The 13,241-nt window shown below is 31.4% G+C and carries 15 protein-coding genes; 8 read left to right on the top strand and 7 right to left on the bottom strand.

Annotation, left to right across the window (positions count from 1 at the left end; genetic code table 11):
- Nucleotides 1–181: 181 nt before the first annotated feature.
- The 4 genes from KPL55_RS00880 to thiH all read left to right on the top strand — a co-directional run bounded on the left by KPL55_RS00880 (nt 182) and on the right by thiH (nt 2,860).
- Nucleotides 182–412 (top strand): glutaredoxin family protein, encoded by a 231-nt coding sequence (locus tag KPL55_RS00880; RefSeq protein ID WP_216304815.1) that lies wholly within the window; start codon nt 182–184, stop codon nt 410–412.
- Between the two features lie 202 nt (nt 413–614).
- Entirely contained in the window at nt 615–812 is a 198-nt protein-coding gene (gene thiS, locus KPL55_RS00875) for a sulfur carrier protein ThiS (protein ID WP_216304814.1), read from the top strand.
- A gap of 99 nt (nt 813–911) precedes the next feature.
- Nucleotides 912–1,688, top strand: a complete 777-nt coding sequence (locus tag KPL55_RS00870; protein ID WP_216304813.1) for a thiazole synthase — start codon at nt 912–914, stop codon at nt 1,686–1,688.
- Between the two features lie 14 nt (nt 1,689–1,702).
- Nucleotides 1,703–2,860, top strand: coding sequence for a 2-iminoacetate synthase ThiH (thiH, locus tag KPL55_RS00865; protein ID WP_216304812.1), 1,158 nt, complete (start codon nt 1,703–1,705; stop codon nt 2,858–2,860).
- 37 nt (nt 2,861–2,897) lie between these two features.
- On the opposite strand, the gene KPL55_RS00860 is transcribed toward thiH, so the two are convergent.
- Complete coding sequence (locus tag KPL55_RS00860; protein ID WP_216304811.1) at nt 2,898–3,608, bottom strand: N-acetylmannosamine-6-phosphate 2-epimerase; 711 nt, start codon at nt 3,606–3,608, stop codon at nt 2,898–2,900.
- 64 nt (nt 3,609–3,672) lie between these two features.
- Nucleotides 3,673–4,461 (bottom strand): TspO-related membrane protein, encoded by a 789-nt coding sequence (locus KPL55_RS00855; RefSeq protein WP_216304810.1) that lies wholly within the window; start codon nt 4,459–4,461, stop codon nt 3,673–3,675.
- Between the two features lie 167 nt (nt 4,462–4,628).
- Between KPL55_RS00855 and KPL55_RS00850 the strand changes: the two genes are divergently transcribed.
- Nucleotides 4,629–5,369, top strand: a complete 741-nt coding sequence (locus KPL55_RS00850) for an alpha/beta fold hydrolase (protein ID WP_216304809.1) — start codon at nt 4,629–4,631, stop codon at nt 5,367–5,369.
- Between the two features lie 215 nt (nt 5,370–5,584).
- On the top strand, nt 5,585–6,427 hold the full coding sequence (locus tag KPL55_RS00845) for a nitroreductase family protein (protein WP_216304808.1): 843 nt from the start codon (nt 5,585–5,587) through the stop codon (nt 6,425–6,427).
- A gap of 99 nt (nt 6,428–6,526) precedes the next feature.
- On the opposite strand, the gene KPL55_RS00840 is transcribed toward KPL55_RS00845, so the two are convergent.
- The 4 genes from KPL55_RS00840 to KPL55_RS00825 all read right to left on the bottom strand — a co-directional run bounded on the left by KPL55_RS00840 (nt 6,527) and on the right by KPL55_RS00825 (nt 10,787).
- On the bottom strand, nt 6,527–7,672 hold the full coding sequence (locus KPL55_RS00840) for a hypothetical protein (RefSeq protein WP_216304807.1): 1,146 nt from the start codon (nt 7,670–7,672) through the stop codon (nt 6,527–6,529).
- An 87-nt stretch (nt 7,673–7,759) separates the two neighbouring features.
- Nucleotides 7,760–8,689, bottom strand: coding sequence for a hypothetical protein (locus KPL55_RS00835; protein ID WP_216304806.1), 930 nt, complete (start codon nt 8,687–8,689; stop codon nt 7,760–7,762).
- Nucleotides 8,679–9,269, bottom strand: coding sequence for an RNA polymerase sigma factor (locus tag KPL55_RS00830; RefSeq protein ID WP_216304805.1), 591 nt, complete (start codon nt 9,267–9,269; stop codon nt 8,679–8,681). Before KPL55_RS00830 ends, KPL55_RS00835 begins: the two co-directional genes overlap by 11 nt.
- Before the next feature lie 168 nt (nt 9,270–9,437).
- Complete coding sequence (locus KPL55_RS00825; protein ID WP_216304804.1) at nt 9,438–10,787, bottom strand: DUF4317 domain-containing protein; 1,350 nt, start codon at nt 10,785–10,787, stop codon at nt 9,438–9,440.
- A 239-nt stretch (nt 10,788–11,026) separates the two neighbouring features.
- Between KPL55_RS00825 and KPL55_RS00820 the strand changes: the two genes are divergently transcribed.
- Nucleotides 11,027–11,476 (top strand): staygreen family protein, encoded by a 450-nt coding sequence (locus tag KPL55_RS00820; protein WP_216304803.1) that lies wholly within the window; start codon nt 11,027–11,029, stop codon nt 11,474–11,476.
- A gap of 114 nt (nt 11,477–11,590) precedes the next feature.
- A complete protein-coding gene (locus tag KPL55_RS00815) occupies nt 11,591–12,085 on the top strand; it encodes a hypothetical protein (RefSeq protein ID WP_216304802.1) in 495 nt (164 codons plus the stop codon).
- Nucleotides 12,086–12,216: 131 nt separating this feature from the next.
- On the opposite strand, the gene KPL55_RS00810 is transcribed toward KPL55_RS00815, so the two are convergent.
- Nucleotides 12,217–12,960 (bottom strand): hypothetical protein, encoded by a 744-nt coding sequence (locus tag KPL55_RS00810; RefSeq protein WP_216304801.1) that lies wholly within the window; start codon nt 12,958–12,960, stop codon nt 12,217–12,219.
- Nucleotides 12,961–13,241 lie beyond the last annotated feature (281 nt).

Raw genomic sequence — 13,241 nt, 5'->3', positions numbered from 1 at the left:
AATCACCTTCCATTACAAAATATATTCATTAATTACTAAAATATCTTATATATTATATAATTAAGTCAATATAATAATTATTTTTTAGATACTTGTTACACCTTTAGGATGTATTGCATATATTATACCTATAGGGGGTATCAAATACTTACCTAAAAATTAATTTTCCAGGAGGTAATTTATGTTAATAAAAGTATATTCAACTCCCTCATGTCCATGGTGTACTATTACAAAAGATTATCTAAGATCTAAAAATTTTGCATTTGAAGATGTTGATGTATCAAAAAACAGAGAAGCTGCTATGGAAATGATTAAAAAATCGGGTCAAAGAGGTGTTCCGGTTATAGATATTAATGGTAAGATTATTGTGGGCTTTGACCAGGCTAGAATTGATAAATTAATGAAATCATAAAGGGTATAATTTGTATTAAAGACATAACTATTAAAAATTTTTGAAAAAGAATCAAATCTATTAGTATGTTGACATTATATAATTATGTTGGTACAATGTTTTAAAGAGTGATGACTAAGGTCTCGCGAAGGGGTACACCACCACGGGTGTAATTCTTCGCGAGACCTTTTTTTGTCGTATCCAGACTTTAGGGGGTGAGATTATGATACACGTAAATGGCATTGAAATAAGAAATGCAGATAATTTGAGGTTATCTGATTATCTAACACGAGAAGGTTATATAATTCCTTGTATTGCAGTTGAATGCAACGATTATATTGTGTCAAAAACTCAATATGATGAAAAAATATTAACTGACGGCGATGTTATTGAAGTTGTGAGTTTTATGGGCGGAGGCTGATTTGAATATGCAAATCAGGCAAATACGTTTTTTTAAGATTAATACTCGGGATAGAAGAAGTATAAAGTGAAAGATTAGGAAAATAAAGGAGAATAAAAAATGGAAAATAATATTGATAAACTTATTATAGGTGGACATGAATTTGATTCTCGATTTATATTAGGATCTGGAAAATATTCACTTGATTTAATAAATGCAGCTGTTGAAAATGCTGGTGCGCAGATTATTACTTTAGCATTACGTCGTGCTAATTTGGGCGGTAGCGCTAATATTTTGGATTACATACCTAAAAATGTTACATTACTTCCAAATACATCAGGGGCTCGTAATGCTCAGGAAGCAGTTCGTATTGCACGTCTAGCGCGAGAGATTGGATGTGGAGATTTTATTAAAATTGAAGTTATTCGTGATTCAAAATACCTGCTACCAGATAATTATGAAACATTAAAAGCTTGCGAGATTCTTGCAAAAGAGGGCTTTATAGTAATGCCTTATATGTATCCAGATTTAAATGTTGCAAGAGATATGGTAAATGCAGGAGCTGCAGCTATTATGCCACTTGCATCACCTATTGGATCAAACAAAGGATTATGTACACGTGATTTTATAAAAATTTTAGTTGATGAAATTGAACTTCCAATCATTGTAGATGCAGGAATCGGGAGGCCATCTCAGGCCTGTGAAGCTATGGAAATGGGAGTTAGCGCCATTATGGCTAATACTGCAATTGCGACCGCCGGTAATATTCCAGCTATGGCGAATGCTTTTAAAAAGGCAATAGAAGCAGGAAGAGGCGCATATCTTTCAGGGCTTGGTAGTGTAATTTATAACGGTGCCTCGGCTTCATCACCATTAACTGGATTTATTGAAGATTAAGGAGGAGATTATAAATGGAAGAACGTGTTGATCATATGAAGTATATGGAAGGTATGGAGGTAATTGAATCTAGTGTTATGGATCAAGTTATCTCAAAAATGCAGGAATATGATTCTAAAAAATATACAGCCAACAATGTGCTTAGTGCTCTTAATAAAGACGTATTAGATAGTGAAGATTTTGCAGCTTTATTATCTCCTGCAGCATTTCCTTTTCTTGAGGACATGGCTAAGCGTGCTAAAGTAGAAACACATAAGCATTTTGGTAATTCAGTTTATGTGTTTACTCCAATTTATATTTCTAATTATTGTGAAAACTATTGTATTTATTGTGGTTTTAACTGCTACAATAAAATTAAACGTGCAAGACTTAATGCAGATGAAATAGAAAAAGAAATGTTATGTATTGCTAAAACTGGACTACAAGAAATATTGATTCTCACTGGTGAAAGTCGTAGTATGTCTGATGTTGAGTATATTGGTGAAGCATGCAAAATAGCTAGAAAATATTTTAAGGTAGTTGGTCTTGAAGTATATCCAATGAACTCAGATGAATACGCATATGTTCATGAATGTGGTGCAGATTTTGTTACTGTATTCCAGGAAACATATAATGCAGATAAATATGAAACATTACATTTAGAGGGGCACAAACGTGTTTTCCCTTATCGTTTTAACTCACAGGAAAGAGCCTTAAAAGGTGGTATGCGCGGTGTTGGATTTGCTGCACTTCTGGGACTAGATGATTTTCGAAAGGATGCTTTTGCAACAGGACTTCATGCATACCTCCTTCAACGGAAGTATCCACATGCTGAAATTGCTCTTTCATGTCCAAGGTTACGTCCAATAATCAATAATGATAAAATTAATCCAAAGGATGTACATGAGAGGCAGCTTCTACAGATAATCACTGCATATAGAATATTTATTCCTTTTGCAAACATTACTATATCAACCCGTGAACGTGCTGGTTTTCGTGATAATGTAATTGGGCTTGCAGCAACTAAAATTTCAGCTGGAGTTTCAGTTGGAATAGGAGGTCATAGTGATAACGAAGATGCTAAAGGTGATGAACAATTTGAGATTTCGGATGAGCGAACAGTATCAGAAATATCTGATGTAATTGAAAGTCATGGTCTTCAATCAGTTATGAGTGATTATATATATGTATAAAATATTGGTAATATCTTAACCTTAAAACCACAGCTAATTAATTAGTTGTGGTTTTATTAGTAAAATTAATAGTGTCAACAAATTTCTTAGTAATTAGTTGTGGTCTAGTAATAGCTGCACCTACAACTACAGCATAGGCCCCTGCATCCAAACATTTTACAGCATTTTCTGGCGAGTCAACATTTCCTTCTGCAATAATTGGTATCTTTAATACTTCTTTTAATTTTTTTATTAAGTCAATATTTGGTTTTGGTTTATCTAACGTATAATTTGTATAACCACAAAGAGTTGTTGATACAATATCGAAGCCTATTTTTTCAGCTTCTATGCCCTCTTCAACATTTGAGACATCTGCCATTATGAGTCCACGGTATACTTGTTTTATTTCCATAAAAAACTCTTTAAGTATTTTACCATCTGGTCTAGCTCTATTTGTAGCATCAACTGCAATAATCTCTGGATTAATAAATAGTAATTTTTTAACTTCTTCAATTGTAGGTGTTATAAAAACATTACAATTACCATAAACCTTCTTATAAATTGCTATCATAGGTAAATCAACATTTTGTTTAATCTCAGAACAATCATTTGGAGAATTTGCCCTAATACCAACTGCTCCACCCATAAGAGCTGCTTTTGCCATATGCATCATTATATTGGAACTATGCAAAGGTTCATCCTCGAGTGCCTGGCAGGATACAATTAATCCACCTTTTATACTATTAAGTACCGCTATTGAATTTTTCATATTATCACTCCATTTCTAACTAGATATGTTAAACTATATTATAATTGTGTTATTATAATAGCAGTTAAACAATATTTCTTACCTTCTTTGCAACATATAATATGTTTATGAAAATAACAACTAATGAAATTATTAGCGTAGTGATAATTCCAGGATATTTACCAGCAAACCCACTTGAGGAAACATGTTTGATAAGTATACCTAAATAAGCCCAAAATATAACTATGCCATATGGGATATCTTTATTTTTTAATGTTGTAATCATACCAATAATAAGGCCAACAAATAAAATAACTATTGTCCAAATTTGTTCAGATATGCCCCAACCATTCCAGCCTATACTAACAAACAGTGTGGTGGCATTAGCTATTGTTGCTACAGTAATCCACCCAAAATAAACGCTGAAAGGAAGTTTTACAAATAATTTTTCCTTCATGCTTAGTTGTGTGGAGTTTATTTTGATATTGATTTTAATTAAACAAATCAGTATTATAATCATTAAAACCATGGAAAGTGGAATGATCTTATACTGCCAACTGAATATCGAGGCCGCATTGGCTATTGAAGATATAATAAAATAACCGCCAATAAGCTTAACTATAGCTTTAGTATCAGCCCCCTTAAAAAGGCCCAGTTGATAAACTACAAATCCAGCGAGCAATAGGTATATTACTCCCCATATTGCAAAGGTAATTCCAGCAGGTGCAAATAGATTAGGATATGAATCTGAAACTCCACCAGTTGTTATACCATTAATGGGTAAAATGTTTGCTAATGCATTAACAGTAACCATGAGAATAAAACTGATCACAGTGAAAGTTTTTAGAACTTTTACGTATGTTTCTTGTGACATTATTAAATCACCTTCCTATCTTGTTATTAACTATAATCTTACTCTTATTTACTTAAATATACCATAAATATAAATATCGTTTTTTTAGATTTAGGAATAACTGTTACACAACTTTCAGTAGTGAATATTATAAAATAGAGTAATCTATTTATGAGGAGGGATACAATATGAAAATCTTTATCAAGAAAAAGTGGAAATATTGTCTGTTTATAATTCCAATAATAATAGTTACAATAATTGCAATATATACAAACGATTATTATAGAGCTATGCCAGAAGCTAAAAGTATGTTGCGTTCAAATGATAAGGTTGAATATAAAGGTTCGCCTTGGATTGAATATACTGCTAAAAACAAAATAATTACCAAAGGTTTAATTATATATCCAGGTGGGAAAGTTTCACCTGAGGCTTATGCACCACTAGCCGCGACCGTAGCGGAGTCTGGTTTTTTAGTTGTAATTGTACCAATGCCCTTGAACCTAGCTGTACTTTCTCCTAATAAAGCTGAAAAGGTAATAGAAAACCATCCAAAAATTAAGCAGTGGTATATAGCTGGTCATTCCCTTGGCGGGGTTATGGCAGCACAATTTGCATACAAAAACCAAGATAAAATTAATGGTTTAATACTCTTAGCATCATATCCGCAACAGAAAAACGATCTATCATCAAGTAAAGTAAATGTTTTATCAATGTATGGAACTAAAGATGGATTCATCGGAAAAGATAAGATTGATGAATCTAAAAAATTATTGCCAACAAGTACAAAATGGATTCCTATCAATGGAGGTAATCATTCTCAAAATGGTTGGTATGGATTCCAAAAGGGTGACAATATAGCGACTATAACAAGAGATGAGCAGCAAAATATTATAGGAAAATCTATAGTGAAATTTATGAGTGGAGATTAGGGAGTGTAAGTCTATACCTCTATAATTTAACATATTGTTTTAAATTCATCATTTACCCGGCAAAATAAAAAAGAGTATTCTTTTTATTGACAACTCATTATCAATTGTATACAATGTAATTGAATGCAATTGATATTAATTGATGCATCGCATTATTAGAAAGGATTATAGGTTTCCTTTGATAACCTAAATATATTTTATAAGAGGTATAATAAATGAATATTGATTTTTCAATTGAAGATGTAGTGAAAAAAAGGTACAGTGTACGAAACTATGTAGAAAGAGAAATTGAACCGGTTAAAAGAAAAGCTATTGAATCTTTTATTGATTCTTTGGATAATCCATTTGGAAATAAAGTCAATTTTCACTATCTTGATGACAATGACATAAAAAACAAAGAAAAACTTGGAACCTACGGCGTTATTAAAGGAGCAAAGCAATACATTGGAACAACTATTAAATTAGAACCAATGGCACTCGAAGCATTGGGCTATGAATTGGAAGCAGTAATTCTTTATTTAGAACATCTTGGTCTTGGAACTTGTTGGCTCGGAGGAACCTTCGACCGCGCGGGCTTTGCAGATGCTATGAAGATTAAAGAAGGAGAATTATTCCCAATCATAACACCTTATGGATATGCCGCTGCCAATAAGCATGAAAAAGAGATAGAAATGAGAACAATGATTCAAGCAGATAAACGTAAAGACTGGGATCAATTATTTTATAAAAATGATTTTAAGTCTCCTCTTTCGAGTGAAGAAGCTGGTAGTCTTGCCTTTCCACTAGAAATGGTTCGTTTAGCACCATCAGCATCAAATAAACAGCCGTGGAGAATACTTCTTAAAGATGGCGATTTCCATTTTTATGAATATAAAGAACCTGGATATAGCGATAGATTCCCCTACGATATCCAAAGAGTAGATATGGGTATTGCCGCAGCACACTTTGATTTTTCACTTAAAGAAAAAAATATTAAAGGTCATTTTAATACGACATCTAAGCCGAATCTAGAGTTGCCTGAGAATATGGAGTATGTTTTTTCTTGGATAAGGGAATAAAAAATGGAATGCCACCGTACATAGTGAATGTATGGTGGTATTTTTCTATAATTAGCCCTGACGCATTTACGGTTTATCTCAAATAACCACAAGATATAATTATTGCTTTGAAGTTGCACCAGTTAAATCCGCTACATTTTCTTTTGTAAAGAATCCATCAAAACCATTGTATCTGTAGATATATTCATTTATTAAGAATGTGTTTTTAGATGGGTAACTAAAAGTTTGTTTTAAACCTTCTCGAGGAGAACCTACTAATTTTATTAAAAAGTCCATTCCATTTTTCTTTAGCATTTCAAAAGTATATTCAATATGTTCTGTATTGAAAGCAAGATGATGCACTCTTGAACCATAATAATGTACAAATCTTTCAGTAGGTCCTGATCCTTCATCAGATACATAAGGCTTAATTCCAGAGGTGAATACCATAGCAAATTGTCCATCTATAACTCTTGCCACTGATGTAATAGAATTCATGGATTTCACATATATAGCAAAATCAAAATTGTAATTAGTTAGCTCCATAAGTTCGAGTATTGCCGCATCTCTATCCTTTGCCAATACTCTTGTAGCAGCATGGTCAAGAGCCTTAATGTTATTAACATAGTCGTCTGAAGGTTTCTTAAAATCTAAATTTAATAAAGTAAATCCTTTATCCGAGTAATTTCCAACTATATTTTTCCATTCTATTAATCCATATGAAAATCCTGTGAAACTTGAAGGTATGGTTTGAATATAGTAATAGTTATCAGTTTCAATTATGTTATCAGTTAAAAAATTAACTCCTCTTGATTTTTGAATTTCATAATATTTCTTAACATTACTACATTTAAATACAAAAGCTTCTAGCCTTGTGTTTGGTAAATGCTTAGTACTAGGATGAATATTAAAATCTAGATAAGGATTTTCACCTTTTTTTCTAGCTTTTATTAAAACGTCCGCGGAGCTTGTGGCCGTATTCTTTAATACGAATATTTTTTGATACTCATTTTCCATCGCAGAGTATAAATCATGGCCTGTATATCTTAAAAAATCCTTTAAAACCTCTTCCTGTGTCTGGAATTCAGCATTTATAAGAACATACTGGAGATCACCTACAATACCATGAAGCCCAAGTTTTATACGGGTTTCTTTAGTTTTCTTAGCCTCAATTTTTAATAATTCATCATCGTTTAAATTCTTTTTACTTATTTGAGGTTTTTCTTTATAAGCTAAATGCATATCCCAAAAATTTGGTATTATCATATTTTTTATATTGATCCCTCCAGAATACATAATATTTAATATATATGCTGGATAACTAAATGTATACTCTAATAGCAAATTCTTTTATCATTTTGTAGATTGTTTTATAAAGGATTTTGCGATAGCCACTGTTTCATCCATTGAAGGTTCATTCTCTGTGAAAAAACCCATTGCATAAAAAATTCCATTTGAAGACCAGAAAAGTGTATGTACAGTTTTAATAACCTTTGGTCGCTTAGTCATATCATTTTGAGTGATACCATTATTCTTTATATATGGATATGATAGGACTGGTGCTTCATACCAATAGCCTACTGTACCATTTAAATCTACTTTTGTTGAGGGCGAAGAGAAAAGATCTTTATTTATTTTTGCTGAAATAGGTATAATAGAAATATATAATTGGGTTTTATCATTAATATATTCTGCATTAACACCTCTTGTTGGTTCATAGGCAGTTAAGCTCTTAAACACAGTTTCATCATCAATGGCCTTAAGCATACTAGGTTGAAGATTTTGACCATCTGTATAGGGCATTTTATTTATGCGAATTGATTCGGATTTATCAGTAAGCTTCATTTCGTTACAAAGGACTTTTGGAAAAAAAACTTGATAGCCAACTTTCTTTGTGAGTTCATTATCACTTAAGATTGTATTTTTTGACGTTGACTGCACCATAAACGTGGTGTCAGCAGCCTTTTCTACTACTTTATTTTCTTCATCTAACACAAAGATAGTTTTTATGTGGTTTATTGTTTCTGTAGCAAATGCTTTTAGATTATTTGAGGTGCTAAAAGAAACAATACTAAGTATCATAAAAGCACACAAAATGGCTATTGATAATCTTTTACCTCCAATATTTGAAATTCTATTTTTAAACATTGTAAAATTTCCTTTCTTATTATTTACAACATCATTTATAATTCTAGAGTACAATTCATCAGATGGGCATAGTTCATTGCCTTTTAATTTTAATTCCTTTCTAATTCTTTCTTCAAAGTCTTGCTTATTTTCCATGATCTACGCACTCCTTTTCAGCATAATTTGTTTTAACAACAGGTTCTTCTACATCTTCTCCAATAATGTGTCTTAGCTGTTTTTTTGCATTATGAAGTCTAGATTTAACGGTTCCTTCAAAACATCCAAGAACTTTTGAGATATTTTTAATAGTCATGTCATTGAAATAATATAAAACTATGACTGTTCTCAGGGAAAGATTAAGCTTTGCTAAGGATTCATAAATTGTGATATTTGCGTCGCAAGAGTTAAATTTCTCAAAGGAATTATAATCTATTATAGTATCTATGGATTCTGGTTCATCTAGGAGTAAATTACTTTTATTTTTAGAAACCATCCTCCAACCTGTTCTAGTTATTATTTTATAGAACCATACGTCAAAGGTTTCAATATTTTTTAATCCTTTTATAGAGTGAAAGCATTGAATAAATGATTCCTGCACGATATCCTCAGCAAGAGATTTTTGGCCTGCTATGAGATAAGCAGTTCCCAGTGCGCGCTTAGCATATAATTTATAAAGTTCACTAAAGCTTGACATATCACCCAGCTGGAAGTGTTCTATCAAGTCTAATTTATCCATGTTTTATCTCTCCTTTCTTTTTTGATCACCTATCTATAATAAGAGTGTATTACATATTAATAAAAGGTTCATTAATGTTTTAAAAAAATAGAGGTACAGATAATTTAATATCCCCTACCTCTATTTGAAAAAGAAATTAGTTCCACTTACTATAATCTACAATCATGTTCATACTAAATTATCTATACCATTAACCGTAGTTTGTTCATTGTCATTAATAGGAATAACTATGCATTTTTGGCCATTAATTATTTGAGATTTTATTTGAGATACTTTTTCGGGTTTTACTTGTAAAATAACATCATAATGAGGCTTAACATTATTTTCTTCTGCATAAACATCTGGAACTTCCTCTAAATCAGTTGCGTTGGGTTCTTCTAAAACCACATTATCATCATTAATTTCTGTAGACAGGTCAGTTTCATTATCTATAGTATTCTCTTGTTTAACTTGATCAAGTCTAGCTTGAAGTACTTCCACTTGTTTGTGAAGTCGTTCTTCTTTTTTTCTTTGCACATTTGCCTTAAGAGCCTTTGCGTCAATTAAATGCTTAGCTAAAGTGATATCATCACCAAAGTTCTCTGCATAGGAGTTTTCAATTAAAGTTGTAATTTCACGAGGAACCTCACTTTCTATTAAAAGGTTTTGTATATCCTTCTTTGTTAAGCTTATAGGTTCACTATCAACATCATCATTTAGAGAATTGTATTCTTCTATCATAACGCTTAGGTTTTCTTGTATATCCATAAAAATTTTATCAGCTTTATTTTCGTCTTCGCTAAAAGAATCTTTAATTATAGATTGGAATGTTTCCTTTTGCACCGTAGCCGTTTTTATTGAAGGACACCCTAGAACATTTTCCATTAATTCAGTATGTGTATCCTTTGGATTTTTTGTATAATACATAACAGAGTTAACGTCTGAACTACGATCAATAAAAGCAGGAAACACAAAGCCATTAGTTGGGGCTTCGACTACCCAATCCCTAATACGTGCTTTTATTTCGTTTTGCTGTTCAAAGTATCTAAGACCAGGCTCTGAAAGTGAAACTGGACATATTGCACATAACACATATTCATATACTTCTTCAGATTCATCTATCTTTATATTATCTTTGGTTTTGCTAACTACATCATAAGCATCATGAAAAAATAGTATTAGAAAATTACCAGTGTAATCATAATTTTCTATAATCAAATCATAAAGATTATCTACAAGAGCATCATCTTTTAATTGACTGTTTTTAAGCTGCATAAGCGAAGTCTGTCTTTCATTTGTAAAATCTTCATTAACTTCAAAGTTAAGTTCTAAAATATTATTCCCAACAGTTCCAGACAGTACTTTTTTGGCAATTTCTAAATATTTAAAGTATTCATCCTCTTCTAAATTTAGAAAGCTTTCTCTAAATTTTAAAATAGTATGTTTTTCTCCATTAACATAGCAACCGCACATTTTAGTGAAGGTGCATTGTTCTTTTTTAAAACGTTTTTTTAACTCAAGTATATCTTTTCTTCTCATGTATAAACTCCTCTATTTATAGACGAACCTTCTGTGAATTTATAACTTAAATGGTTTGTCTTTAGTATTTTTTAGATTTATTAATGCTAAAATTTATTTAATTACATTTATTACTTTCTATATTAATAGAAGGTTTCCTTTATTTTATTAAAACAAAATATAAGCAATAGAATTACTATGATCATAACAACAGTTAACGTCATATATATATAATGTATTTATATTATGGAGGGAAGACTTTGAGCAAATTCAATACAGAAATGTTACACGTTAATTTTGGCATGGGAACAAGTGAAACAAAACCGATTATTCCCAGGAAATATACCCTTACCCATTCAGACACTACCGGAGAATTATTTTTGACTATTGCAGCAAAGTACGATTATGCTAAAATCACTGACATGAGAGATGAAGTGCTGGCAGAATGGATCATGTTTAATAACGAGTACCAACTGATGGTTAATGTTATGGTAGATAAAGAAAAGAACCCAATAATATCAGCAAAACGTAATAACATTTTCATAAAAGAATTACCGCTAGCTTTGCAGGCAATTATATATGGAGATAGAGAATTTTTCAGAGAAAATCCCTTTTTATATAAAGCACCTATTTATGTGAAATTCAATTCAGTTTATCCTATGTTTAACCGTTTGGAACTATGGGGAACGCCTTCAGATTATAAATTATGAAGTTTGTATAGCAATTATATTCAAATGCATATAAAATTATGTAACCAATATTAGCAATGTGGCATACCTTACAGTGACCATTAAATTATCTAAATTTAAGGAGTGTTAAAATAAATGGGTAATACAAATTCTCATGAATGTTTAGATTGTAATAAGCACGTAAGCGATAGACCTTATAGATCACTATGTACAATAGAGACCTCATATCCAGGTCTACAGAATATAGTATCAAATAATCCAATATCATTTGGTTCAATAGTTAATGGAACAAATACTGGTAGATGTATACACCTGGACGGAAATAGATTAATTTTCTGTGTACCAGGGCTGTATTTAGTAACTTACAGCACATCTGCAGTTTGGACGACACTTCCCTATGGAACCAACGAGGCTATAATCCAATTAAAACTCAATCAAACGCTACTAGATGGTTCTGAAACTAGAGTACAAGTGTTGACACCACAGCTCGAGGAAAACCAAAAATCAAATTTAGCTAAGACAGTTCTTGTTCCCGTAACTACTAGTAACTCATCCTTGACTTTAATAAGTGCAAGCTTGCAAATTATGGGATTTATAGACACAACAGTAACTATTGTAAAAGTAGGATAATAGTAAGTTAATTTAAGTAACAGATCTTTTAGAAAGTACAAGCTTCCAGTTTTTACTTTCACGATATTAAAATAAAGTGCCAGTCATATGGCACTTTTCTATGTATATATATTGCTTTTCTATAAATGTAATTACTGCTTCTCAATAATATAATCTATAATCCACTTTTTATTTTTCTGTACTAACCTGGCTGAATATTTTGATCTATTAATATGACGTTTTAAATCATTATACATCTCATCCATGTCAAGAAACTTGCCTATGCAATATATTGGTATCTCAATTGAATTACCGTATTTAAAGATATTATTAAAATCTATTAATAAACCATCCTTAGCGAGTTCTAACAGTTTCTCTCTCAACTCTTTAGAAAAAGGGTATATTTTTCTCCTCTTTGAGCTTGACAATACATCAATTACTTTGCCCACAATTACCTCTTCAAAATCTGGATAACATTTGCTGTAGACTCTACAAAACCATCCATCATCATGCGCAAGATAAGCATACCTATTTTGAATTCTATCGAAAAAAGGACTTTTCACTGGTTTAAACATATGTCCTAGATATAGTAGCTCTGCTAATTCTAAAGGTTCGAGGCTCTCCACATTTTCTCTTTCATTATAATCAACCCAGCAGAAATTACCATACCCATATATATTCTCATTTAAAAATTCCTCCATATCATCTTTATCAACCATTTCAAGTTTAGTGCTAGAGCTACAGCCTGGACTATAATACTCAGACTCAAGTAGTAGCAATTGGTTTAACTCAGTAGGAATATATTTTAAAAACTCCTTTAACTGAACTCCATAATAGACAACCTCATTATTCTCTGGAAAAGCATTAATATAAAATATATCTTTCATCCTTCTCACTAAATATTCCTCCATTTATAAGGGAATACAAATGGATTCCCAATCGCTCTCCCCCTCCACTATTTTTAATGCACTATAACTTTTAGACACCCACCTATGACCATTATAATTACTATATCATAATGTGAATGTAATTATGCTTATTTCTTTCTTTTTAGGTATCTTTTGTTAAAACAAAGATTACATTTTAGCTCTTTCTTTTTTAATTATTGACATTTGTTATAACATAAAGTACAATTTATAAATATAGACCAGTCACTATAATTTATTAGAGAGCTATA

This window comes from Clostridium lacusfryxellense (genome assembly GCF_018861735.1).
Taxonomy (GTDB): Bacteria; Bacillota; Clostridia; order Clostridiales; family Clostridiaceae; genus Clostridium_AD; species Clostridium_AD lacusfryxellense.
This window is presented reverse-complemented; position numbering and strand designations above follow the sequence as displayed.